Origin of the sequence: Collinsella aerofaciens (assembly GCF_028206795.1) — a bacterium.
GTDB classification, from domain to species: domain Bacteria; phylum Actinomycetota; class Coriobacteriia; order Coriobacteriales; family Coriobacteriaceae; genus Collinsella; species Collinsella aerofaciens_AX.
Genome location: NZ_JAQLFJ010000001.1, coordinates 147,154 through 171,758, shown reverse-complemented (window position 1 = coordinate 171,758; position 24,605 = coordinate 147,154). Strand labels below are relative to the sequence as shown.

At 62.2% G+C, this 24,605-nt stretch carries 17 protein-coding genes and 1 pseudogene; 6 read left to right on the top strand and 12 right to left on the bottom strand.

The window, feature by feature from the left end:
* Positions 1-119: 119 nt before the first annotated feature.
* Positions 120-419: a YerC/YecD family TrpR-related protein gene (locus tag PMX70_RS00770; RefSeq protein WP_022094855.1), complete on the bottom strand. Its 300-nt coding sequence runs from the start codon at positions 417-419 to the stop codon at positions 120-122.
* Positions 420-743: 324 nt separating this feature from the next.
* On the opposite strand from PMX70_RS00770, the gene PMX70_RS00765 reads away from it, so the two are divergent.
* On the top strand, positions 744-1,109 hold the full coding sequence (locus PMX70_RS00765; protein WP_138112940.1) for a phage holin family protein: 366 nt from the start codon (positions 744-746) through the stop codon (positions 1,107-1,109).
* A 137-nt stretch (positions 1,110-1,246) separates the two neighbouring features.
* On the opposite strand, the gene PMX70_RS00760 is transcribed toward PMX70_RS00765, so the two are convergent.
* Entirely contained in the window at positions 1,247-1,675 is a 429-nt protein-coding gene (locus PMX70_RS00760) for an RrF2 family transcriptional regulator (RefSeq protein ID WP_022094857.1), read from the bottom strand.
* A 253-nt stretch (positions 1,676-1,928) separates the two neighbouring features.
* Between PMX70_RS00760 and cysK the strand changes: the two genes are divergently transcribed.
* Both cysK and mnmA read left to right on the top strand, forming a co-directional pair.
* The gene (cysK, locus tag PMX70_RS00755; protein WP_271742512.1) at positions 1,929-2,867 is read left to right on the top strand and encodes a cysteine synthase A; all 939 of its coding nucleotides are present in this window, start codon (positions 1,929-1,931) and stop codon (positions 2,865-2,867) included.
* Positions 2,868-3,046: 179 nt separating this feature from the next.
* Positions 3,047-4,150, top strand: a pseudogene (mnmA, locus tag PMX70_RS00750) (tRNA 2-thiouridine(34) synthase MnmA); the annotation flags it as partial.
* A 136-nt stretch (positions 4,151-4,286) separates the two neighbouring features.
* Here the strand turns inward: mnmA and PMX70_RS00745 are convergent.
* From PMX70_RS00745 to PMX70_RS00735, 3 genes are all read right to left on the bottom strand, one after another.
* Entirely contained in the window at positions 4,287-5,330 is a 1,044-nt protein-coding gene (locus tag PMX70_RS00745; protein ID WP_271742511.1) for a M42 family metallopeptidase, read from the bottom strand.
* A gap of 603 nt (positions 5,331-5,933) precedes the next feature.
* Complete coding sequence (fucO, locus tag PMX70_RS00740; protein ID WP_022094861.1) at positions 5,934-7,100, bottom strand: lactaldehyde reductase; 1,167 nt, start codon at positions 7,098-7,100, stop codon at positions 5,934-5,936.
* A gap of 165 nt (positions 7,101-7,265) precedes the next feature.
* Complete coding sequence (locus PMX70_RS00735; RefSeq protein WP_118377270.1) at positions 7,266-7,982, bottom strand: YoaK family protein; 717 nt, start codon at positions 7,980-7,982, stop codon at positions 7,266-7,268.
* Positions 7,983-8,235: 253 nt separating this feature from the next.
* Between PMX70_RS00735 and PMX70_RS00730 the strand changes: the two genes are divergently transcribed.
* On the top strand, positions 8,236-10,386 hold the full coding sequence (locus PMX70_RS00730) for a YgiQ family radical SAM protein (RefSeq protein ID WP_271742509.1): 2,151 nt from the start codon (positions 8,236-8,238) through the stop codon (positions 10,384-10,386).
* A gap of 156 nt (positions 10,387-10,542) precedes the next feature.
* On the opposite strand, the gene PMX70_RS00725 is transcribed toward PMX70_RS00730, so the two are convergent.
* The 7 genes from PMX70_RS00725 to PMX70_RS00695 all read right to left on the bottom strand — a co-directional run bounded on the left by PMX70_RS00725 (position 10,543) and on the right by PMX70_RS00695 (position 20,749).
* Complete coding sequence (locus PMX70_RS00725; RefSeq protein WP_271742508.1) at positions 10,543-11,478, bottom strand: CPBP family intramembrane glutamic endopeptidase; 936 nt, start codon at positions 11,476-11,478, stop codon at positions 10,543-10,545.
* Positions 11,475-11,696 carry a type II toxin-antitoxin system RelB/DinJ family antitoxin gene (locus PMX70_RS00720; RefSeq protein ID WP_138112954.1) on the bottom strand — a complete coding sequence of 74 codons (222 nt, stop codon included), beginning with the start codon at positions 11,694-11,696 and terminating at the stop codon, positions 11,475-11,477. Before PMX70_RS00720 ends, PMX70_RS00725 begins: the two co-directional genes overlap by 4 nt.
* A gap of 217 nt (positions 11,697-11,913) precedes the next feature.
* Complete coding sequence (locus tag PMX70_RS00715) at positions 11,914-13,293, bottom strand: ATP-binding cassette domain-containing protein (RefSeq protein ID WP_271742506.1); 1,380 nt, start codon at positions 13,291-13,293, stop codon at positions 11,914-11,916.
* 3 nt (positions 13,294-13,296) lie between these two features.
* Positions 13,297-14,352: an ABC transporter substrate-binding protein gene (locus tag PMX70_RS00710; RefSeq protein ID WP_271742541.1), complete on the bottom strand. Its 1,056-nt coding sequence runs from the start codon at positions 14,350-14,352 to the stop codon at positions 13,297-13,299.
* A gap of 2 nt (positions 14,353-14,354) precedes the next feature.
* Positions 14,355-16,166 (bottom strand): [FeFe] hydrogenase, group A, encoded by a 1,812-nt coding sequence (locus PMX70_RS00705; protein ID WP_271742505.1) that lies wholly within the window; start codon positions 16,164-16,166, stop codon positions 14,355-14,357.
* Positions 16,160-17,992 carry an NAD(P)-binding protein gene (locus PMX70_RS00700; protein WP_271742504.1) on the bottom strand — a complete coding sequence of 611 codons (1,833 nt, stop codon included), beginning with the start codon at positions 17,990-17,992 and terminating at the stop codon, positions 16,160-16,162. Before PMX70_RS00700 ends, PMX70_RS00705 begins: the two co-directional genes overlap by 7 nt.
* Before the next feature lie 507 nt (positions 17,993-18,499).
* Positions 18,500-20,749, bottom strand: a complete 2,250-nt coding sequence (locus PMX70_RS00695) for a DEAD/DEAH box helicase (RefSeq protein ID WP_271742503.1) — start codon at positions 20,747-20,749, stop codon at positions 18,500-18,502.
* A 588-nt stretch (positions 20,750-21,337) separates the two neighbouring features.
* Here PMX70_RS00695 and PMX70_RS00690 point away from each other — a divergent pair.
* Entirely contained in the window at positions 21,338-22,300 is a 963-nt protein-coding gene (locus PMX70_RS00690) for an FHA domain-containing protein (protein ID WP_118449914.1), read from the top strand.
* 171 nt (positions 22,301-22,471) lie between these two features.
* The gene (locus PMX70_RS00685) at positions 22,472-24,556 is read left to right on the top strand and encodes a protein kinase domain-containing protein (RefSeq protein ID WP_271742502.1); all 2,085 of its coding nucleotides are present in this window, start codon (positions 22,472-22,474) and stop codon (positions 24,554-24,556) included.
* Positions 24,557-24,605: the final 49 nt, after the last annotated feature.

Sequence of the window (24,605 nt, the reverse complement as noted above, 5' to 3'; positions counted from 1 at the left end):
TTGCCACCGCAGCTCCATCTTTTGGTACAAAGCAACCTGGCCCCAACGCACCAGCCGATTGCGGGCATATAAAAACCGCCCCCGGAGGAGCGGTTTTGAACAATTGGTTTTGCCGCGGCCTACTCGCCATCCTCCAGCTTAATGAGGATCTTGCGGTAGCCACCGTACTCGCCGTTCAGCGCCTTTGAAACGCGGCTCACCGTGGTGGACGAAGCGCCGGTACGGGCCTGAACCTCAACATAAGGCTCGCCCTCGTCCAAATAGCGCGCAACCTGCAAACGCTGAGAAAGGTCGCAAATCTCGCGCGGCGTGCAGATATCGGTCAAAAACGCTTGGATATCCTTCTCGTCGTCCAAAAGGCTAAATGCGTGGACCAGCTGCTTGACATCAGGCTTGTCAAACATGTTCTCGATATTCATCGATCACCGCCAAACCCGCCAAAAGGCATCGAAGTTGATACTGACATCGGGCATCGTTCGCCCGTTCTATGCAATAGGGCAACGCCTGTGGCTTTTGCCCGTAGCAGTGTAGCACACCACCAAACTAAAGCGACAAGACTCTCTGCCAGCGGCGCGTTTTTCAGGACGAACGCCGTTTAGAAACCATATGCGCACGTAAGCTCCACGAATATTTGAGACAATGGGCGCCCAAACACCGCGGCGCGCCCGCGCAACCATCCAGGTCGCCGCCGCAAGCCGCTTCACGCGACGCCAGCAACCCCGGCGCAAGAAAGGATTCACGCCATGCGCTTTATGCTTAACTGGCTCTTCACCTCGATCGCCATCGCGATCGCCACGTTCCTCGTCCCCGGTATCCAACCCTTCGGCTTTGCCGAGGCTTGGGTCTGCTTTGCCTTCGTGGGACTGTTCCTCAACATCGTCGACTCGCTCGTCAAGCCGTTCCTGACGGTCATCTCGCTGCCGCTCACTATTATCACGCTTGGTATTTTTCAGCTCGTAGTCAACAGCTTCATGCTCGAGCTGGCCAGCTACCTGTCGGTCAATCTGCTGGGCGCGGGTATCTCCATTGCCGGCTTTGGATCGGCCTTTATGGGCAGCATCCTGGTATCCATCATGCGCAGCATTCTCGACAGCATCGCCGAGGGCTAGAACTGTTCAATACGAACCGTCATATCGACCCAAGACAAAGGCCGCCCATCGCAAAAATGGGCGGCCTTCTTATTTGCCAAGTCTCAAAGGACGAGAGGATCTACCATTTCTACCCCGTCCCCAAATGCAGGTGTGGGTTAGATGACGTAGTCGTAGCCATGGTTGGGAGCGACAAGTTGATCGAGCGTCACACCGTCGAGGTAGTCGTTGATGAGCTTGTCCAGGTTCTTCCACACGTCGAGCGTGGGACACTCATCCGAACGCGAGCAGCCCTTGCAGTCGCCATCCAGGCAGGCGACCGGCGCCAGACTGCCCTCGGTCAGGCGCAGGATCTCGCCCACCGTGTACTGCTCGGGCGGGCGCGTAAGCACGTAGCCGCCGCCCTTGCCACGCATGCCCGAGAGCATGTTGGCGCGCACAAGCGTAGCCAAGATGTTCTCGAGATATTTCTCGGAAATCCCCTGTCGCGCCGCGATCTCTTTGAGCGGGATGCGACCGGCTGCCTGGTGCTCGGCCAGGTCGACCATAACGCGCAGGGCATATCTGCCCTTAGTAGAAACCAACATGTATAGTGCTGCCTTTCGGTCATTTAGTCCGTAGAAATTCTAGCCGAAAAATTGGTTTTGAAAATACCCATTCCCGTCAAGATGGTTAATCGACTCGTCATAATCTTATATTTCCTATTGCGTTACTAGGCTTTAGCGTCTACTATGCTTGCCAACAGCAAAACGAACAACCTATAAGGTTTGTGGGTTTCGCTGCTACACACACCGTAAAACCACACGGCATCCAGTCATTTGAACACTTTGGAGGTTCACCATGAGCAATGTTTATACGTCCATCGATCAGCTTATCGGCCACACCCCGCTTCTGGAGCTCACTCACTTTGAGGCCGATGAGGACCTCAAGGCCCGCGTGCTCGTCAAGCTGGAATACTTCAACCCCGCCGGGTCCGTCAAAGACCGCGTCGCCAAGAACATGATCGACGAGGCCGAGAAGGCCGGCAAGCTCGTGCGCGGCGGCGACTACACCATCATCGAGCCCACGAGCGGCAATACCGGCGTCGGCATCGCCTCGGTGGCGGCAGCTCGCGGCTACAAGGTGATCATCACCATGCCCGAGACTATGTCCGTCGAGCGCCGCAAACTTATGCAGGCATACGGCGCACAGCTCGTGCTCACCGACGGCTCCAAGGGCATGAAGGGCGCCATCGCCAAGGCCGAGGAGCTGCAGAAGGAGACACCCAACAGCATTATCGCCGGTCAGTTTGTAAACCCCGCCAACCCTGCCATCCACAAGGCCACGACCGGCCCCGAGATCTGGGATGACACCGACGGCAAGGTCGACATCTTCGTCGCCGGCGTCGGCACCGGCGGCACCGTGACCGGCGTGGGCGAGTTCCTCAAGGAGCAGAACCCCGAGATTCAGATCGTCGCCGTCGAGCCCGCTACCTCCCCGGTGCTCTCTAAGGGCCAGGCCGGCCCGCACAAGATCCAGGGTATCGGTGCCGGCTTTGTGCCCGACGTCCTCGACACCCAGGTCTATGACGAGATTATCCCCGTCGAGAACGACGACGCCTTTGCGACCGGCCGCGCCGTGGGCCACAAGGAGGGCGTGCTCGTGGGCATTTCGTCCGGCGCCGCCGTGTGGGCCGCGCTGCAGCTGGCCAAGCGCCCCGAGAACGAGGGCAAGACCATCGTGGCCCTGCTCGCCGATACCGGTGAGCGCTACCTGTCCACGGCACTGTTCCAGGACTAGAGCCTGTCGCCCATAGGTTGAGCCCACGGACGAGCCGGTCTCCTCTCTCTCCCGGCAGTCTGAGCCCATCTCATTAGGGCGTCCCACAGGACGCCCGAACTTGCTACAATGTCTGCGGCGCGGAACCAGCCTCCCGCGCCGCTTTTCTTTTTTGGCCACATGCCACCAAGGAGAACCTCCCCATGCACAACAAGCGCGTGCTCGTCGCCATGAGTGGCGGCGTCGATTCCAGCGTGACCGCGTATCTGCTCAAAAGCCAGGGTTACGAATGTGTCGGCGCCACCATGCGCCTCACCTGCCCCGCGCCCGATCCCGTCACGAGCACGAGTAAGGTCGACCGCGACATCGCCGATGCAAAGGCCGTCGCCGAGCGCCTGGGGATACCCCACCATGTACTTAACCTGCAGCAGACCTTCGACCGCAATGTTATCGAGCGCTTCGTGACCGCCTATCAGGAGGGGCTGACGCCCAACCCATGCATCATCTGCAACCGCCACATTAAGTTTGGCGCATTGCTGGATGCGGCGCTGGATATGGGCTGCGACTACATCGCCACAGGTCACTACGCCAAAACAAGCCAGGCGTCCGACGGCACCTGGCAGCTGCATCGCGGCGAAGACCCCAAGAAGGACCAGAGCTACTTTTTGTATTCGCTCACGCAGGAGCGGCTGTCGCGCACAATCTTTCCGCTGGCCGGGCTGGACAAAGAGCGCGACGTGCGCCGCATTGCCGCCGAGCAGGGCTTCATCAACGCCAAGAAGGCCGAGAGCGAGGACATCTGCTTTATCGCGGACGGCGACTACGCGGGCTATATCGAGCGCCGCTGCGGACATGCCGCCGAGCCGGGCGATATTGTATGGCGCGACGGCAGCGTGGTCGGACGCCATAACGGTGCGTTGCGCTATACCATCGGCCAGCGCAAGGGCTTGGGCGTCGCGATGGCGCATCCCGTGTATGTGACGGGCGTCGACGCCGCCAACAACACCGTGCATCTGGGCGAGGCCGAGGACCTAACGGCCACAGCACTCACGGCCGACGACTGGATCTGGAGCGCCCCTGCCGACCGCATGGAGGCAGAACTCGATGCCGGCGGCATTCGCGTGGGCGCCAAGTACCGCTACCGTCAGAAAGACCAGGCAGCAACCCTTACGCGCGGCGAAGACGGGCAAATGCTGCTAACTTTTGACGAGCCGCAGCGCGCCATCGCCCCCGGCCAGGCTGTCGTCGTCTACCGCGGCGACGTCGTCCTCGGCGGCGGCACCGTTACGGCAGCTATCAAGTAGTCCCATCCCCTTCATAAGTTGCGGTGAAATAGGGACTGTTTAAGCGTTTCAGGCCGCTAAACAGCCCCTATTTCACCGCAACTTAGAGAGGACGGCCTCGGTCGGCACTGCTGTGTCAGCCGAGGCCGCTACATCGTTAGCGCTGGACGTAGGCGCGAACCAGCTCAAAGGTGTTGCGCACGCCGTCAATGTGGCTGCGCTCGTAGTTGTGACTCGCGTACACGCCGGGACCGATCAGGCCGTGACGAATGTCGTAGCCAGCCGAAAGCGTAGCCTCGACGTCGGAGCCGTAGTGCGGGTACACATCGATCGCGTAGTCGAGCTCAAGCTCGCGGGCGATGTTGGACAGCGTGGTCACCAGATCGTAGTTGTATGGGCCACCCGAATCCTTGGCGCAGATCGAAACCATGCGCTCGGTGCAGCCTAGGTCGTCGCCCACGCAACCCATGTCCACGCTGATCATCTCGCGCGTGTCGGCCGGCACGAAGGCGCCGCCGTGTCCGACCTCCTCGTACACGGTAAAGAGCAGCGACACCTTGCGCGAAAGCGTCACCTCGCCAGCGGCGACGGCACGCGCCAAGCCCAGCAAAATGGCGGCCGACAGCTTGTCGTCCAAGAAGCGGCTCTTGATGTAGCCGCTCTCCGTCACCGTGGTACGCGGATCCATGGCAATGATATCGCCCGTCTGAATACCCAGCTCGAGCACATCATCCTTGCTATCGACGTTCTCGTCGAGCAAGATCTCCATGTTCTTCTCGATGGTCTTGACCGGCTCATCGGCCACATGCGCCGAAGGCTCGGTGTTGAGAACCACACCCGTAAAGACTTTGCCGTCGCGCGTGTAAACGGCGCAGTTCTCGCCATCGGCCGTAGACCACTGATGCCCGCCAAGCGTCGTGGGACGCAGACGACCATTGTCCTTGATGGAGCGCACCATGGCGCCCAGAGTATCGACATGGCTCGCCAGTACGAGCGGCTCACCCTCGCCACCAAGCTCAACGAGCACGTTACCCTTATTAGAACGCTCAGGCCCAAACCCCATATCGCGCAGGGTCTCCATCAGATAATCAGTCGCCGCACGGGTATAGCCCGTAGGCGAAGCAATAGAAGTCAGCGTCTTAAGCTGCCCCGCGATATAGGAGAGCGTCTCCTCTAGAGAAGCATCGATTACAGAAGCCATGTGCATCCTTCCAATCAAAACTAAGACCGAGTCCCGATTTTAACCGTTCCGCACGTGCAAGGCCCTGGGAGCCGAGCCACCTCCAGACGTCCTCGCGCCGATTTTGCGCACACGCACGGCTTACAATCCCAATCTTGCATAAATCCTATCGGTATCTGCATAGAAATGAGACATCTATTTGCTTTGTCTCGGGGTACCCCACCTTGGACCGTGCAAAAAACGGAGTATTCAGCACCGTGGACCCCAACGGCCCCATCACGAACGACAAAACGACACGTTACAGCAGTGTTGAAGGTTGTCTCAAAGCAGAAACTCAGCAACAACCCCCTCCATTCATCGATAGCCCGCCCACAATGGCTGTCGATGGGCGTCAGCGAGCCACTACGGCCTATTCACAACGTTATGCATTTTTAAGAGCTTGCTGAATACTCCCAAAAATGCACGCTGGGAAGTGCACCACCTATCCGCAGCGGGCAGTATGCCTTGGTTTTGCCCGTCTCCGGGCATCGACGCAACACAAAAAGCCCCGCCGCGCGTAGCGCGGCGGGGCCAGCGGCAAGTCAATAGACCATACGCCTACGGGCGAGGGACCACCAAACTGGGCTAAGCAGCCGGGCAGATCTTCTTGAAGAGCTCGATGACGTCGTCGAGCGTCGCCTCGCGCGGGTTGCCCGGGAAGCAGGCGTCGGCCATGGCGTCCTTGGCCAGGACCTCGATCTCGTCAGCCTTCATGGCCTCGCAGACGTGCGGAATGTTCACGTCAGCGGAGAGCTGCTTGACGGCGGCGATGGCAGCGTCAGCGGCCTCGTCAGTGCTCATGCCCGTGGTGTCAACGCCCATGGCGACGGCGACCTTGGCCAGGCGCTCGGCGCAAACCGGCTTGTTGAACTCCATGGCGATCGGCAGCAGCATGGCGCAGGCGACGCCGTGCGGGGTGTCGTAGTGAGCGGACAGGGTGTGAGCCATGGCGTGGTCGATGCCCAGGCCAACATTGGAGAAGCCCATGCCGGCGACATACTGGCCAAGAGCCATGCCCTCGCGGCCGGAGCCGGGCTGACCGGACTTGGCCTCGGCGACGGAGTCGCGCAGGTTCTCGCTGATCAGCTTAATGGCCTCAAAGTGGAACATGTCGGAGAGCTCCCAGGCGCCCTTGGTGGTGTAGCCCTCGATGGCGTGGGTCAGAGCGTCCATGCCGGTGGAAGCGGTCAGGCCGGCAGGCATAGAAGCCATCATGTCAGGATCGACGACGGCGACCTCGGGGGCGTCGTTGGTGTCGACGCACACGAATTTGCGGACCTTCTCGGGGTCGGTGATGACGTAGTTGATGGTCACCTCAGCAGCGGTACCGGCGGTCGTCGGCACGGCGATGGTGAACACGGCGTGGTTCTTAGTCGGAGCAACGCCCTCGAGGCTGCGGACATCGGCAAACTCGGGGTTGTTGATGATGATGCCGATGGCCTTAGCGGTGTCCATGGAGGAGCCGCCACCGATGGTCACGATAGCGTCAGCCTCGGCGGCCTTGAAGGCCTCGACGCCGTCCTTGACGTTCTGGATGGTGGGGTTGGGCTTGATCTCGGAGTAGAGGCTCCAAGCGATGCCGGCGGCGTCGAGCTCGTCGGTCACCTTAGCGGTAACGCCAAACTTGACCAGATCGGGGTCGGAGCAGACGAAGATCTTCTTGTAGCCGCGACGCTGGAGCTCGCCGGGGATCTCCTTGATGGCGCCGGAACCATGATAAGAGATGGTATTGAGAACGAAACGATTAGCCATTGATAGCCTCCCATCGTGTGCGGGGCGCCCATTACGCCCCACGCTATAAGTCCCATCCTAACGCTTTTGAAACGAAAAGCACGTGAGAACGTCAAAATTGTTAAAGCGTTTCAACAGATGATGAAAAATAAAGCGGCAAAGGGACAGCCCCTTTGCCGCATTCGGTTACTTTCGGCAGCCCTCTTTCCAAGCCTCGGCCGCAACCTTCCAGCGTAAGCGCAAGTCGCGCTCGCGGTCGATGAACATGATGGCAAACGCGACAAACAGCAGCAAGCTCGCCACGACGATGGCGTGCAGGCCCATGCGCTCAATACACCAGTTGCCCAACACGGCGCCAAACACAAAGGTAAAGATCACGCCAAAGTACAGCAGGCCGTTTTCCAAAAAGCCGCGCCTGTGGGTGATGATGTAATCGTCCACGTTTTGCAGCGCGTTGCGCAAGTTGCCGATGCACATGGTCGTAGCGATGCCGTGACCGTGGATCTTGCGGAAGCTCTCGACCTGCATGCCGCAGGCAAACGAAGTGAGGCAGTTGGCGAGCAGGTTGTAACCGCCACCGGGGATAAAGCTCACGCCCAGCAAGATGACGGCTTCAAAGAACACCGTCACCTGACGCCAGTGGATCACGCTGCCAAACCGCTCGTGTACCAGATCGGCAAGCATAATGCCCACGGCAAACGACACCACAGGGAAGAAGTAGCGCCCCGCAAGTGCCCAATTGCCCTCCGAGATGCTCACGCCCACCAGCAAGATGTTGCCCGTCTGCGCGTTAGCGAAAACATGGTCGCGCCCAATGTACGAATACACATCCATAAAGCCGCCGGCGAGCGCCAGGATAATGCCCAGTTCGATGGACTCCGATATCTGTTTGGCACGCTGCATCGTCGTGCATCCTCCTTGTTGACGACCCTCTCGTGCGTTGGCGGAAACATAGCCGCCGTTCATACTGTAACCCATTGACAACATGGCGTGCGCGCGAGACGGCTCCTTCGACACGGGGATACACAGTCTGGAAACAAACGGCACCCGCATCGACACGCCGATCCGCCAGCCCATGTACTCCACCAGTCTTTTTAGCCCCGTCCCAAAAAGACTGGTTACAATTACGTGCAGCATACAAACACCGGGAGGGATCGTGGCAAAAAAGCCCCAGGACGCTCAGCACAACCAGCACGGCAAGCATGCCCAGCGCGGCCAGCAGCAAAAGCGCGGCGACAAGGCGCAGGCCACGGTCTCCCCCGCCACCCGGGTCGCGCACGCCCCGGCTGCGCCCGCCCGTCCCTGGCGCCCGGGCCGCGATAAGTTCCTCCCCGTCAGCCGCGCCGACATGGATGCGCGCCGCTGGGACCAGTGCGACTTCGTCTATATCTGCGGTGATGCCTACGTGGACCATCCGAGCTTTGGCATGGCTATCATCAGCCGCGTACTCGACGCGCACGGCTACAAAGTGGGCATCATCTGCCAGCCCGACTGGACCGACCCCGCCAGCATCACTGTGCTCGGCGAGCCGCGCCTGGGGTTTCTCGTCAGCGCCGGCAACATGGACTCCATGGTCAACCACTATTCGGTAACCAAGCACCGCCGCCACACCGACGCCTATACCCCCGGCGGCGAGGAAGGTCACCGCCCCAACCGTGCCGTCACGGTCTACGGCAATCTCATCCGTCAGACGTTTAAGGACGCTCCCATCATTATCGGCGGCATCGAGGCAAGCCTGCGCCGCCTGGCCCACTACGACTACTGGCAGGACAAGCTCAAGCGCTCGGTGCTGCTCGACTCGGGCGCCGACATCCTCATCTACGGCATGGGCGAGCACGCGATTGTCGAGATCGCCGACGCGCTCGACGCGGGGCTGCCCGTCGATCAGATCACCTATATCAACGGCACCGTTTACCGCACGGGTTCGCTCGACGAGGTCTACGACTACGACCTGCTGCCCAGCTGGGACGACCTTGCCGCTGACAAGCTCAACTACGCCCGCAGCTTTAACGTGCAGCAGCAAAATATGGACCCCATCACCGGGCATCGTCTGGTAGAGCCCTACCCCAACAGCGTCTATGTGGTGCAGAACCCACCGTCGGCCACGCTCACCACCGACGAGATGGACGAGGTGGCCGAACTCCCCTACGCACGCGATTGGCATCCCGATTACGACGCAGCGGGCGGCGTGCCGGCCTTTGCCGAGATCAAGTTTTCAATCAGCTCCAACCGCGGGTGCTTTGGTGAGTGCTCGTTTTGTGCGCTGACCTTCCACCAGGGCCGCGTGCTGCAGATGCGCAGCCACGACTCGATCATGCGCGAGGCCGAGCTGCTCACGCGCGATCCCGAGTTTAAGGGCTACATCAACGACGTGGGTGGACCGACGGCCAACTTTAGCCGTCCCGCCTGCGACAAGCAGCTCAAGCACGGCGTGTGCAAGAACAAGCGCTGCCTGTGGCCGAGCGTGTGCAAGAACATGGTGGTCGACGAAAGCGGCTACACGCAACTGTTGCGCGACCTGCGCCAACTGCCGGGCGTCAAGAAGGTCTTCGTCCGCAGCGGCATCCGTTTTGACTACACCATGGCCGATGCCTCGGACGAGTTTTTGCGCGAGCTGCTGGAGCATCACGTCTCGGGCCAGCTGCGCGTAGCGCCCGAGCACGTGAGCGACGCCGTGCTGTCTGTGATGGGCAAGCCGAGCCGCGCCGTCTACGACGCATTCTGCCGTAAATTTGAACGCTTGAACCGCGAATACGGACTCAAGCAGTACGTGGTGCCGTATCTGATCTCGAGCCACCCCGGTTCAACCATGAAGGAAGCTGTGGACCTTGCCGAGGCCGTGAGAGACATGGGCTACATGCCCGAGCAGGTGCAGGACTTCTACCCCACGCCGTCCACCATGTCGACGTGCATGTACTACACCGGCGTGGATCCGCGCACCATGGAGCCGATCTATGTGGCGCGCGACCCGCACGAGAAAGCCATGCAGCGCGCGCTCATCCAGTATCGCAAGCCCGAAAACTATAAGCTGGTGCGCGAGGCGCTGGAAAAGGCCGGCCGCCGCGATCTGATCGGCTACACCAAGCATTGCCTGATTCGTCCCGTGCCCCCGCGCCCGGGCGAGACGTCTGCTGGCGGTGGCCATGGCACCGGCAAGAAGGGCGGCAAGGCCCACGGTGGCGCCGCCGGCAAGGGACCCAAAGGCAGCAAGGGCCACGGTGGCATGTCGCGCGCGCAGAACACTGCCGGACGCAACCGCGCGGCCCAGGGACGTCAGGGCGCCAACGGCGGCGGACGCCGCAACTAGCGTGGCGAGGGCCGGCCGGTGTCTCTTGGCCAGTCGGCGTCTCCTCATCGGCCAAGCGTGTTTTCCCTAGGGGAAACACGCTTGGGCTGTCTCCAGTCGTGATTTCCCTAGGGGGAACACGCTCAGACACGCCTAGCCGTGTTTTCCTTAGGGGAATCACGCTTGCTGGTAGGGACGATCCGTCTGGCACGTCAGTTTGAGCGACCGCATCGCCTCTACCAGCACAAAGCCGGCGATGGCAACCGTGACCGCCACGTCGAGCGGTGTGTTCACAAACCAGAGCAACGTCATGAGATACGACCCGGCATTAAAGGCAAAGTGCAGCAGGATCGTGTAGCGAAGCTTTCCGGTCGTCACGAGCACCCAACCAAAAATGAGGCCGGCAGCGCCCGCATAGCAACCCTGCACCCAGTTCATGTGCATAAAGCCGAAGATCGCCGCCTGCAGCACAATCGCCGCGGCGATACCACAGTTACTCGGGGCCGCCCAGGGCACCATGGCGCCGTCTTGCGGTCGCACGAGACGTCGGCGCTTCCAAAGTGGGCGGCACTGCGGGTTAAACGCTCGGAGCGAAAACTCAAAAATAATGCCGCGCACCAGCAACTCCTCGCAAAACGGAGCGCCGAGCACCGTGGTCAGGACGGCGAGATAGCTGGTGTCGCCCATGCCTGTTTCCTCGACAAGTTCACTGTAATCGGCCGCGACCTCGGGCAACAATGACAGTACGGCGTCGGTCACGTAGCCAACGACCACCTGCAGTGCCAAGCCGATCACGATAACGCAGGCAATGCGCTTCCACGCGCTACGCACTCCCCCGCCAAGCGGACGCTCACCTTGCCAGCGCGCGATAAACGACCGCGGCCACAAATAACGCCACCATAGCAGCGCCATCAAAAACGACGCCGTCTGAGCGACGGCTTGAAACCATTGAATATCGAGGTTGTCGATCGGGAAACCCGTCAGCGCCGACACGATGTCCAGCACGGAGAACAAAACCATGCTCAGGACAATATCGGCAGCGACGACGCCAAAACAGGCAAGCGCCCAAACCAGCGCATTGAGCATGCCGACCTCCTCCCAACGACTAGTCATTGGGGACGTTCTTCAACGACTAGCTGTTGGGGACAGTCTTTGCCAAAGGCCCCGCTGGGCGAAATGTCGAACGGAAAGGTGCCGCAGCGATTGAAGGCGGCGATGAACATGCGGATGGCGTTGGACGGCGTGGTGCCTACGAGTTGGGTTGCCGCCGCGAAGGCCGCCTTTTCCTCGGGCAAGACCTTCGCGACAACCGGGGTCATGTGTTCTGCCATGGCGCTTCCTTTTTGAAACGACGGTGGTGCGGATAGATGCGGGCCACGCGGCTGGGCGACGGGCTGTGAAGGCAACCCGATTGGCCCGCATCTGGAGTTTGTTTCTACTGCGTTGGTAATACTTAGTAATCCTAAGTATTACCAACGCAGATAGAATACCATACCCAACCCTATGGGGACGGAGAAAAAACGGATCATTTTGTTGCTGAGTAAGTATTTAGAGCGTGATGATGTCCGAGATATTGAGGGCCTGAGCGTCGACGGCATCGTGCGTAGCAAGCAACAGCATGCGGCCGTCGAGCAAGTCGAGCACGACCTCGGCGCATGCGTCGCGCGCAGCGGTATCTAGGCCGGTAAAGGGCTCGTCCAGAATCACTGCGCCGCCCGGACACAGCAGGGCTCGGGCAATCTCGACGCGACGGCGCTGCCCGCCCGAGAGCTCGGCCACACGAGCATGCACATCGACCCCCGGCACCAGCAGGCGCAACAGGGCCGCGGCACTCGAGGCGTCCACGCGCGCGTCGGCGCACACCAGCACGTTATCCAAAGCCGAGGCGCCCTCTACCAGGCGCACATCCTGAAACACCATGGAGCACGGCGCGCACTCCCCCGCCGCCAGCGCAAGCAGCGTCGACTTGCCCACGCCCGAGGTGCCCATCACGCAGGCGCGCCCACCGGCGGGCACACGAAGCACCAGTCCGTCGAGCGCCGGAGCCCAGAGAGCGCGATCGCCCACGGCGAGCGCAAGCTCCGCAGCAGCCCTGCCGCCAGCAGAGCCGCCTGCACGTCCGCGAGGACAACGCCCATGCGCCCGCACAGCAGCACGCCATGCTGCGGGCCCCGAAGCCCGCAGCAGCCACACCAGCACGCGCTCGCATGCCCACGATGCCGCCACGACCAACACGGTCCACGCCAGCAGGTCAGCCGTCTCGATGAGCAGCTTCGCCTGATAGATGCGCTCACCCACGGTGCCCACCGCCATGCCGATCAGCTCCGCCGCCACGCCGGCCTTCCAGCTCATGCCAATCACGGCGCGGGCGCACGAAAGCACAAACGGCAGGACTTCGCGCCAGGTGTGGGCACAAAACAGTCGCCAACCCCGCACGCCATGCAGACGAAACATCTGCTCCAGCGGTTTATCCGCTTGCGTCAAGCCCTCGACCAGCGAAAAATACACTCCCGGCAGCGCCATCAAAAAGACCGCCGCAATGCTTACGCGCGCCGACCCCAGCCAAATGAGCAGCAGGACCACCACGCAGGCAACCGGCGTCGCCTTAACAAACGAAAGCGCCGGAGCCACCAAGCGGGCAAACGCCCGCGAGCGCGACGAAATTCCGGCCAGCAAACCACCGCACACCGCGGCAAGCGCCAAACCGCCTAGAATCCGCACACCCGAGCCCGCCAGAATCGCCCACGTGCCGGCATCGCATACCAGCCGCAGCAACGCCACCACAACAGCACCCGGACCCGGCAAAATCAGCGGCTGTGCCACCAGCGCCGCCACGAAGACCCACACGGCAAGCCAAAAGGCGGCAACGGCACCTGCTGCCGCCACCGCCTTCATACGCTCTATCATTTGTCGAGCAAACGCACGCACGGGTTACTCCATGTAGTAGAAATCATCAGCCGGGAGCTTGCCGCCCACGGCGCTCGCGTCCGCATCGGCCAGCACCTTCAGGTACCCACCGAGCGCGGCCTTCATATCCTTCCCTGTCTGGCAGACAAGCATGCACCCGGGAATCGCCTTCTCGGCGATCTTGGCGTTATCCACGATGCCCGCATCGACCACGGCCTGCGCCCAGTCCGCCGGCGCCGCGTTCACGGCCTCAACGCTCGCAGCATGGCAGCTCAGGAATTCCGCCACGGCCTCGGGATGCTCCTCGGCAAAGGCACGGCGCACCACGGTCACACCCGTCAGCAAGCGCGAGCCCGTGTCTCCTGCCAGCTCGTCCCACACATCGGTCAGGCTCACCGGTGCCGACAGCTTGCCCTCGCTCTTGGCGATGGCCGCCGTCTTGAACGGCTCGGGTAGCACGCCCACGGCAGTCGGGTCGGCAAGCAGAGCCGAGAGCACCTCGGTAGGCTCGCTCTTAAACACGAGCGTCACCTGACCGGCCAAGCCCGCGCGCTCCAGCAGGTAGTTCATGGCGTACTCCGGCGTGGCGCCCTTGCCCGTCATATAGACAGTATGGCCCGCCAGATCGCCAAACGAGGCCACACTCGCGTCGCCCGTCACAACGTTCAGCACGCCCAGCGTGTTGATGTCGATGACCTGCACCGCGCCCTCGGTCTTGTTGTAGAGCACGCTCGCCACGTTGGCGGGCACTAGGGCGATATCGACATCGCCCTGAATGACCTTGGGCACGATCTCGTCGGCGGCAGTGTTGATCGCAAAGTCGAACTCATTGTCCGTCTCGCCATCGGCCGCCTGATCCATAAACCGCACCAGACCGATCGACGTCGGCCCCTTGAGCGAGGCGACATGCACCTCGACCGGCTCTGCGGCGGCACTGACGCCGTCCGCGGCAGCCGAGCCTGCAGCAGACCCGGCCCCCGCGGCCCCGCCGCCACAGCCCGCGAGCGCAAGCGACAGCGCGCCCGCGGCAAGCGCCGAGGCAAACCCCCGGCGCGACATCTCAACATCAAACGCGCGCATCGCTAGCACGTCCCCTCGTTAGGCATCGTCCATGCGTGATGGTCGGTATGCAGCAACTCCTCGGCCAGCGGCGAGAGCGGCTCGCCCAAGAACTCGCGATAGCACGCCTGGACATCGGGATTCTCGTGCGAGAAGCGAATCTCGGCGTTCGCATCGAGGCCCCAGAGCACCTGGCCACGCTCGGCAGCCAGCTCGCAACCGTCGTGGATGGGCTGACCGCCACCACCGACGCAGCCGCCGGGGCACGCCATGACCTCGACAAAGTCATAGCTCACACGGCCGTCGCGAATTGCGTCGAGCAGGCGGGCGGCATTGCCCAGCCCGTGTGCCACGGCGACGCGCACCTTGGTGCCATCGATATCGGCGACGGCTTCCTTCCAGCCGTCCAGGCCGCGCACGTCGGTAAAGAAATCGGCGTCGGGGTTCTTGCCCGTCACCAGGTAATAGGCCGAGCGCACGGCGGCCTCCATCACGCCGCCCGTGGCGCCAAAGATCACACCCGCGCCCGTGCCAAAGCCCAGCGGCGTGTCGAGCGGCTCCTCAACCAGCGTGTCGACGCTCACGTGGCTCGCGCGAATCATGCGCACCATCTCGCGCACCGTCAGCGCAACGTCCACATCGGGCGTGCCGTCCTCGCCCACCATGCTCGGCAGCGCGCACTCGGCCTTCTTGGCCGTGCACGGCATCACGGACACCACAAACAGGCGTTCGAGCTCCACGCCCAGCACCTTGGCGTAGTAGGTCTTGGCGATGGCGCCGAACATCTGCTGCGGCGACTTTGACGTGGACAGGCCGTCGACAAACTCGGGGTAACGTGCCTTCACGAAGCGCACCCAGCCCGGGCAGCAGCTCGTGAACATGGGCCAGCCGCGACTGTCGCCCTCGTCCTTGGCGGCCTTACCCAGGCGCTCGAGCAGCTCGGAGCCCTCCTCCATAATGGTGAGATCGGCCGAGAAGTCGGTGTCGAACACGTACTCAAAGCCCACGCGGCGCAGAGCGCAAGCCAGGCGCTCGACGGTAGCCTCCTCGCGCGGAATGCCGAGCTCCTCGCCCCAGGCGCTGCGCACGGCCGGCGCAATCTGCACCAGCACGATCTTGTCAGGATTAGCGAGCGCGTCAAACACGGTCTCGGTATCGTCGCGCTCGCGCAGTGCGCCCGTCGGGCAATGCGTAATGCACTGGCCGCACGCGACGCAATCGGTCTTGCCGATCGGCGCGCGCCCGCGGGTACCCACGGCGGTATGCGTGGCGCGGTTGGTCAGGTCCCAAATCCCCAGGCCCTGCACGCTCTCGCACACCTTGATGCAGCGCATACATTTAATGCACTTGTCGTTTTCGCGGATGATGGGAAAATCGAAGTCCCAGCCCTCGCCCGCCAAATGCCTTTGATACGGCAGATAGAAAATGCCCAGGTCGTTGGCGATGGTCTGTAGGTTGCAGTTGCCGCTGCGCACGCAGCTCGTGCACTGCGAATCGTGCTGGGACAGCAGCAGCTGCACGTTGGTGCGACGGGCCTCGCGGGCCTTGGGGCTGTTGGTGTGGACCACCATGCCATCGAGCACGTAGTTGTTGCAGGCGGCAACCAGCTGGTCGCAGCCCTCAACCTCGACCACGCACACGCGGCAGCCGCCGATCTCGTTCAGATCGCGCAGGTAGCACAGGGTGGGAATCTGGATACCGACGGACTTGGCCGCGTCCAGGATCGTGGTGTGCTCGGGTACCACGACCTCGCAATTATCGATAGTGAGCTTGACCATATTGAGTGCTCCGCTTTCGGTGTTGTCGCTGACAGTGGGGTTGTTGAGCTCTACCATTCCAAGTTCCTCCCTCCGCGGAACGCGCCAAAGCCAAAGTGGTCGCAACGCAGGCAGCGGCTTGCCTCCTGGCGCGCCTCCTCCTCGGTAAGGCCCTGCTCGACCAGATTCCAATCGTGAATACGCTCGCCGGCCTCGCGCTCACCCAGCTCGCAGCGGCCGCACTCGTGCTTGCCCTTAAACTGGACGGTCGGCAGCTCCACGTCGAGCTTAATCTTGTGGTCAAAGCCCAGGTAGCGGTCGATATTTGCCGAAGCAACGCGGCCGGCGTTGATGGCCCGGATGACGGTGGCGGGGCCGGTCTGGCAGTCGCCGCCGCTAAAGAGGCCATCGAAGTTAGGCACGGCGCCATCCGAATCGGTGACCACGCAGCCCCACTTACAGGCAATGCCCATGTCCTCAAACGGCTTGGAATCGATGTCCTGGCCAATGGCCACGAACACGCGCTCGCAGGGAATGACGCGCTCGGGCGTGGCGGCGGCACGCGGAGCCGGACGCCCACGACGGGGCTCGCCGATAATCTGCGGCTGCACGCGCAGGCCACTCACGCGACCATCTTCGCCCGTCTCGATGGCGAACGGCGCCGTGAGTTCCAGAACCTCGCAACCCTCGGCCTGGGCGCCGGCAATCTCGGCGTCCTGAGCCGTCATATCGCAGATGCGACGGCGGTAGACGATGCTTACCTTTTCGGCACCGCAGCGCACGGCAGAGCGCGCCACGTCCATGGCCACGTTGCCGCCGCCGATGACGCACACGCGCTGGCCGCTCAGGTCGGGCAGCTCGTCGTCACCGATGGCACGCAGCATCTTGACGGCCGACTCCACGCCGGGCGCCTCTTCGCCCGGAAGGCCGAGCTTCTTGTCGTTATGGGCACCGATGGCCAGGTAGACGGCATCGAACTCGTCGCGTAGACGGGCGAGCTCCTCGCCGTTCACGGAGTGGTCGAGTTCCACATCGATGTCGGCGCTCATGATCCAGTCGATCTCGGCCTGCAGGCGCTCGCGTGGCAGACGATAGCTGGGGATTCCGTAGCGCAGCATGCCACCCAGGTGGTGGCGCTGCTCAAAAATGGTCACCTTGTGGCCCATCACGGCCAGGTAGTAGGCGCAAGAAAGACCGGCCGGGCCGCCGCCGATCACGGCGACGCGCTTACCAGTGTTGTCCACTACATGTGGCTTGTGGTCTTTGAGGTCGCTATGCTCAACGGCAAACCGCTTGAGGGCAAGGATGTTCATGGGGTCGTCGACCATGCCACGGCGACAGTGCATCTCGCAGGGATGCTCGCACACCAGGCCGCAGACGAGCGGAAGCGGATTGTTCTTGCGGATGACCTTGACGGCATCGGCATAGCGGCCGGCCTCAACGAGCGAAATGTACCCGGGAATGTCGACGTGCGCCGGGCAGCCTGAGACGCACGGGACACGGGCCTCGCGGTCAAAGCCGCAGGAGTGCTCACGGATGTGGTGCTCAAAGTCGTCGCGGAAGCCGCGAATGGCCGTGAGCGCCATGGCGCCGGCCTCGTAGCCGATGGCGCAGTCGCTCGAAAGGTAGATGGTGCGGGCCGTGCGCTCAATAAGGTTGAGCGTGGACTCATCGGCGCGCCCTTCGAGCACATCGGCGAGCAGGTCGCTCAGCGCGCTCAGGCCCACGCGGCAGGGCGTGCACTTGCCGCAGCTCTGGGTGGAGCACAGGTTGACGAGCGCTGCCGTAAACTCAACGGGACACGGAGCGAGCGAACTCACCGCCAGACGACGTCCGAGCGCATCGTGCAGGTCGTCCATGACGGCCTGAGCGTGGCTGCGTTCCATTACATGCAGTCGAGCCATAAGATCCCCTCTCACATGGCAGCCCGGAGGCGAGGCCGGGCGAAATTGCTACACGCAACACACTGACCTATAAAGTTGTTTGGCAGCAACACGGTTCGGCAGGCGGTATGAAACGTCGTCCTCAGCGGTGAAATAGAACATTACCGCAGATAAATGCCATATTTGATAAAACGCGTTACCAAATAGCAATATCCAATGTGGAAAGGAACGCCTTACTTTTTTCCTTTTGATCCGTTTTCCTCCGTCCTCTTCGGATCACATGATCCCTTGGGGACGGAGGAAAACGGATCATTTTTGGAACAAAGGAGTCAGGCCACCATGCACCAATCATGAGTTGCGGTGAAATAGGGACTGAAAAGCCGCTCAAAAGGCCAAAACAGTTCGTATTCCACCGCAACTTCAAGACGTTGGTGCATATGAACCTGTCCCCCTTGCACCAAAAAGGGCTCCGAGCAAAAACATGCCCGGAGCCCTCTGGTCGCCTCGACTTAGAGCGCGACGCGTATGTTACTTGCGCTTGCCGCCGCCGTCACCGGGGCGACGGGAGCTGCCGCCGCGCTTGCCGCCACGGCCGTTGCCATAGCTGCCACGGTTATCGCGGCCGCCGGCGCGGCCGCCACGGGAGCCGGCCTGGTTGCCGCCGCGACCACCACGGTAGCCGCCGCGACGCTCTTCGCGGGTATCGTCGTAGTTGCGCCAATCATCGCGGCGATCGCGGCTGGCACGCGGATCACGACGATCGCGCGATTCACCAGAACGCCCGGCGCCGCTGCGGGTGCCATTAGCGCGAGCGCCCTCGCGACGCTCGCCACCGCGGCCACCGCGCTCTTCAAAGCGCTTGCCGCCACGGGACTCACCGCTGCGGGCGCCACGCTCACCGCGACCCTCGCCGCCGCGACGCCCATCACGGCCACCGCGCTCGTCATTGCGACCGGAACGACGACGATCGCCCGAGCCAAGCTTGCCGCCACGCGAGCCACGGCCCTCGTCCTCGCGCTCAACACGGCGACGACCACCGCGGTCCTCGTCCTCGCGGCGACGGCGATGCGCCTCGCCCTGGAACTGCTTGGCACGACGCTCGGCACGGTTGCCGCGCGCAGGCTGCTCAGCGGCACCAGCACCGCCGCGCTCCTCGGCAGCTACCTCGCGAGCCACGCTCTCAACAGCCTCGTCCACGCGAGCCTGAACGCCCTCGCGCACGCGGGTCTTGCCGCCGCGCTTGGGACGGCTCGGACGCTCGCCGTCGCCGCGGCGCTCGTCGCGACCGCGGTTGGAACGACCGGCAACATCGCCGTAATCGTCGCCGTTGCGCTTGCCGTCGCGACGCGCCTGCTCAAGCTTCTTCTTGCTCTTGGACTTGCCGCGCTTGGTCTTCTTCTTCACCTTAAAGGCCGAAGGGTCGCGCTCGGGATCAACCGCAGGCGGGTTGGGACCCACATGCAGGTCGCCGGCCTCGTAGATGTCGGCGGTCTTGTCCATGAGCTTCTCAATCTCGTAGAACTCGTCCACGTCCTGCTCGGTCACAAACGTAATGGCCCAGCCCAGCTCGCCGGCGCGGCCCGTACGGCCAATACGGTGGATGTAGTCGGTCGGCTCGGCTGGCACGTCAAAGTTCACGACGTAGCGCACGTCGCTGATGTCGATGCCGCGGGCAAGCACGTCGGTTGCCACCAGCACGTCGACGGTACCGTCGCGGAAGGCCGAAAGGGCACGCTCGCGCTGGGCCTGGCTGCGGTTGCCGTGAATCGCGGCGGCCTTGATACCCTTGCGCTCCAGGCGACGGCAGCAGCTGTCGGCGCGGTGCTTGGTGCGCATAAAGACGATAGTGCGCTCCGGGCCTTCCTTTTTGAGGAACTCGGGCAGCAGGTTGTTCTTGGCCTCGATGGACACCGGGAACACAAACTGGTCGACGGTGTCGGCGGTCGACGTGGCCGGTGCGATCTCCACGCGAGCCGGGTCGCTCACCAGGTCGGTGATCTCACCCACGGCCTCCTCGTCGAGGGTCGCCGAGAACAGCAGCGTCTGGCGCTCGGCCGGCGTCTCGCGCACAATGCGGCGGACGGCGGGCAAAAAGCCCATGTCGAGCATGCGGTCGGCCTCGTCGAGCACCAGGACCTTAACCTCGTTCAGGTGGCAGGCGCCCTGCTCGATCAGGTCGACCAGACGGCCCGGCGTAGCGACCAGGATGTCGCAGCCGTACTTGAGTGCCGCGGTCTGCGGCTTGTAGCTCACGCCACCCACGACGGTCACGGCGACATGGCCGGTGACGTCGGCGATCTTGCTCGCAACCTCGTCGATCTGCTGGGCGAGCTCGCGCGTGGGGGTGATGACGAGCATCACGGGGCCACGGCCGTTGCCCTCGGGCTTCTTGGCGCCGCGACGACGGTTGCGGCCGCCGCGCTCACGCACGGGCTTGGGCGGAGCGATGTGCTCCAGATTGTTCATGGTCGGCAGCAAGAAGGCGGCCGTCTTGCCGGTGCCGGTCTGAGCGGCGGCAAGCAGGTCGCGGCCCTCGAGCACCACGGGGATGGAGCCGGCCTGAACGGGCGTGGGCGCCGTGTAGCCCAGGTTCTCAATAGCACGAAGCATCTCGTCCGAAAGCCCCAGCTCGTCAAAGGCGGGCAGGCTCTCGGTAGCGGACTCGACGGCCTGGGCAGCATTTGCCTCGTCGGCGGCATCGAAGGCGGCCTGGGTCATGGCCTCGCGGGTCTCGTCCAGAATCTCGGCGTCGGTGACGTCGGATACAGAATTACGCATATGTTGTTGTTCCTTATCTGCACGCGCAATGGGCACGGCATGCGGCCGCGCGGGCGTGCTTGGTAGTGCGCTAATACATACAAAAACAGGTGCGCACAGAGAGGACGTTGCTCAGCACGCTGGCGATCGCTTTGGCAGCCCTATCACGCGCCGTCCAGACGCAGCAGCTCTAAGCGATGGAGCAGATTCGCCGCCGGTTAGTATACCCGTACTCCGTATGCCCCCACGTAAACCACAGATGACGAGGCGGACGAGGTGAGCCCGGCTGATTGTCTCGGTCTGTAACATCTACAGGGCAAATCTTCCTCTACGTGTTACAGATCGAGACAAACGGTCGACACGGCTCACAAACGTCTCAATCTGTAACAGTTAACGAGTAAAATCGGCCCTAATTGTTATAGATCAAGACAGAGAGGAATTTCCGTCCAGTCCAAACCAAATCTCTCAGTCTTCCTGCAATTTCGAACATGTGGCCTATAATGTTGCTTTGGTTACGCTATATATTGCGCAGCCATTTAATACGTCGCCCACCGGGGGCCATTAATTCCTATCGCCATATTGGCTAGGAAGCAATCAAAGGAGGTATCCGTGGCAGCAGAGACGCCTTGCTCGGTCCTCTATAACGATATTCGCTCGTTCGGCGGTCTTAAACATCTCGAGATCGCCCGAATGCTCATCAATGGAAACTCTTATCTCGGCAGTACCCTGCTCGAGAAATGCTCTTCCAACCGCTCGTATCTCACCCGTTACATCGTCCATCGCGAGCCTGACCAGTGCGCGCCCGCCATCTACAGCGACTTTGCCATCACCACGCTCAATCTTTCCGCGGCAATCTGCAGCAAGCTCGGCAGCGGCGAGTCCGCCTATCAGGCAATCGCCGAGCACTATCGCGGCCCGGCCGCCAACGAAATGATGTCGGCTCTCGCCAGCTACAAGTTGGACAGCTGCCTATATGCAAATGCCCTCAATCGCATCGACAACTTTGACGGCAATGCCGTGCGCGAGAAGAGTACGCTTTACCTTATGCTCTTTGTGGCAACGGGGGCGCTCGCTGACCCCATCCAAGGCGTGGCCACCGTCGAGCGCTTTTGCGACAGCAAGACAGGCGGGCACTTTGGCACCACCGAAACTACCGTCGGACGTGGCTTTATGAGCAGCCTGGAGCAGCCGCGCACTGTCGCCCCCAACCTCGGTCTGCTCAGAACCCATGCCGACAACTGCGCCGACATGCAAATCCATCCCCTCACACGCGATCCGCGCGGCACGGTAATTGGGTCCTTGCCCAAAACCTCGCCCAGCATCACCGATGTAGGCACCGATGCATCGCGCGAGCATCTCCGCATTTGGCTCGAAGGTGGACGCTGGTACGCCCAGGGCCTTGGATCGACCAACGGCACAGTGCTCGAATCGGGCGCGGGCGACGGCGATATTGTGATTGAGCCGCCGCGCGACCAACGCGAACCCGGCAAGATCTATCCCCCGGTGGAAATCGAAAACAGCGACAGGCTCCATCTGGGTCTCTACACGACATTCCTTGTCATTGTGGACTAGCGCGGGCGGTGATCGAAAGACGGTCACCGCCCGTCTTTTGTCTTCTACCTTCTGCGTCGTAAACGACAATACCCAGCGGTATACGTGGGCAGTGCGGCTATCATAGTACTTTACCGATATCCGCACTGCCCACGTATACGCGCGGCAACCCATGCCAGACAAAGGAACGCCATGGATACTACCGATAGCGCCTATGGCGACAAACTCATCCGTCTCGATACGTTCGATACCGCCGTGGCAGTCGACCCCAGTGCCGAGGACGACGCCAGACGCCGGTTTATGACGCTTATTCTTCAGACGGCATACCGCGACAGCGGCAATATCGGACATGTGCTTCGCGCGACCAACACAAGCGGCGAGGTTTTTGCCGTCAAGCTACTCAAGGACAACGCCATCCTTTCCGGCCAAGCCCCCGACCGCTCCGCCGAGCAATCGGCCGCGCACCTGGCCAACACCGCCGCACTGTTCGAGGAGTACCGTCATCTGTGTACCGTCTCGCACCTGCGCGGATTTCCGCGCGTCTATGGCTACGGATCGTGCGAGGACGACCCGCTTATCCTCATGGAGTGGGTCGAGGGCACCTCGCTCAAACAGGCGCTGCCCTTGCTTCCGCACGACGCCTCGGGCGGGCTGACCACCCAGATGGTCGCCGCCGTCGGAAACGCTGTGCTTCGCGCGCTCTTGATGACCCAAGGCCTTGTGAATCCGGTCGTCCATCGCGACCTGTCGCCTGCCAATATCATGTTCCGCACCACCAGCCGAACGCTCGAGCAGCAGATTGCCGATTGCTCCTTTGACCCCTGTCTCATCGACATGGGCTCCGCGACCATGGCCCTCGGCGACGACACGATCACCCGGCGCGCCGACATCTGGCGCTTTGCCACGCCCGCATACGCCGCGCCCGAAATGCTCACGCAGGATATCGAAGGCATCGCGGCCCTTCGCCGCTCGCCCGCGATCGACGTCTATGCGCTTTCGAGCATTCTGTACCAGCTCTACAGCGGTCGCAAACCGTTCGATGTCGAGTCGACGGGTGCCGCGGCGACCGGCTCGTTCTACCTCATAAAGACCAAGACCAAACCGGCGCCGCTCGAGCCGCGCTGCGAGGGCGACAAAGCGCTTGTCCAGATCATCATGAAAGGCATCTCGGTCGAACAGGGCGATCGCCCTACCGAGCAGCAGATGCTCGAGGTGCTCTCGACATACCTCCCCGCTGCAGAATCTGAGGACCACGAGGGTGCAGGAGACGAGGCCGCAATTGATATCGATTCTGGCGCGCACCTTAAGGTCGACGTCGCCGGCGAGCGCGCGCGAGAGATTTTGGAGCAGGCCCGGCACGACGCCATGACACGCCGTCGCTTTGTCATCGGCGGCGTCGTTGCAGCCGTTGCGGGGCTCGGCGTTATCGGGGCGGCAACCCATGGCTTTGGCATCCCCGACTACCTGGACGGCATCCGCGGTTCGCTTGACGACTACACCTGGGCTCAGCTGCAGGAGATTTCGCTCAAGATTAAGGCCGCCGAGACCCGTAGCGAGGCACACGAGATTGCCAAGCGCTACCACCTGCTCGACGTTGATGGGCATATCCCCTATCCGTGCACCAAGCGTGTGAAGCTCGCCAACGGGCTGGAGGTCGGCGCTCAGCTTGTGGGCATCCGCCACGATGAGCTTCTGGACGGGACGGGCAAGGCCGGGCTGACGTTTATGTTCGACGCGGGTATTGCCGAGCGCGATGCTGCGACTGAACCGCCGAGCGCCGGCTGGGCAGATTGCGAGCTGCGGGAATGGCTCGACGGCGACGGCCTTAAGCTGCTGCCCAACGAGTTGCGCGCGCTCATTAAAGGGGTCAAGAAGGTCTCGAACAATGTGGGCGCCGCCAACAGTGCATCGTGTCTGAGCGAGTTGCCCGCAACCCTTTGGCTGCCCGCCATGGTCGAGCTGTGCGGTACGCAACCGCCCGATTCGTTTGCCGAGGGCTATCACTACCTGGCAGACATCTACAACGGCGAGGGCAAGGAGTATCAGCTCTTCCGCGAGCTCAAGGTGAGCCCGTATTCCACGAACGAGACGATGGTCCGCCAGTGGAAGGGCAAGGACACCTGCTGGTGGGAGCGCACGGTGAGCCCTGACACATCGGAGAGTGGAGGCACACTCTATTTGAATCGTGTGGGACACGACGGCGACGTCTTTACGTACGCAACGCCTGCGGACAAGCCAAATAAGCGAACCTGTGTGATCCCCGGGTTCTGTATCTAGGCGGCGGGCGTCTTGCCGTGACGGGACCCCTCCCCGGCAATTGTCTCGA

Bases quoted from the DNA above. Each gene is read 5' to 3' on its own strand.
- PMX70_RS00770 (WP_022094855.1), bottom strand. From the start codon at position 419: ATGAATATCGAGAACATGTTTGACAAGCCTGATGTCAAGCAGCTGGTC.
- PMX70_RS00765 (WP_138112940.1), top strand. From the start codon at position 744: ATGCGCTTTATGCTTAACTGGCTCTTCACCTCGATCGCCATCGCGATC.
- PMX70_RS00760 (WP_022094857.1), bottom strand. From the start codon at position 1,675: ATGTTGGTTTCTACTAAGGGCAGATATGCCCTGCGCGTTATGGTCGAC.
- cysK (WP_271742512.1), top strand. From the start codon at position 1,929: ATGAGCAATGTTTATACGTCCATCGATCAGCTTATCGGCCACACCCCG.
- PMX70_RS00745 (WP_271742511.1), bottom strand. From the start codon at position 5,330: ATGGCTTCTGTAATCGATGCTTCTCTAGAGGAGACGCTCTCCTATATC.
- fucO (WP_022094861.1), bottom strand. From the start codon at position 7,100: ATGGCTAATCGTTTCGTTCTCAATACCATCTCTTATCATGGTTCCGGC.
- PMX70_RS00735 (WP_118377270.1), bottom strand. From the start codon at position 7,982: ATGCAGCGTGCCAAACAGATATCGGAGTCCATCGAACTGGGCATTATC.
- PMX70_RS00725 (WP_271742508.1), bottom strand. From the start codon at position 11,478: ATGACTAGTCGTTGGGAGGAGGTCGGCATGCTCAATGCGCTGGTTTGG.
- PMX70_RS00720 (WP_138112954.1), bottom strand. From the start codon at position 11,696: ATGGCAGAACACATGACCCCGGTTGTCGCGAAGGTCTTGCCCGAGGAA.
- PMX70_RS00710 (WP_271742541.1), bottom strand. From the start codon at position 14,352: ATGCGCGCGTTTGATGTTGAGATGTCGCGCCGGGGGTTTGCCTCGGCG.
- PMX70_RS00705 (WP_271742505.1), bottom strand. From the start codon at position 16,166: ATGGTAGAGCTCAACAACCCCACTGTCAGCGACAACACCGAAAGCGGA.
- PMX70_RS00700 (WP_271742504.1), bottom strand. From the start codon at position 17,992: ATGGCTCGACTGCATGTAATGGAACGCAGCCACGCTCAGGCCGTCATG.
- PMX70_RS00695 (WP_271742503.1), bottom strand. From the start codon at position 20,749: ATGCGTAATTCTGTATCCGACGTCACCGACGCCGAGATTCTGGACGAG.
- PMX70_RS00685 (WP_271742502.1), top strand. From the start codon at position 22,472: ATGGATACTACCGATAGCGCCTATGGCGACAAACTCATCCGTCTCGAT.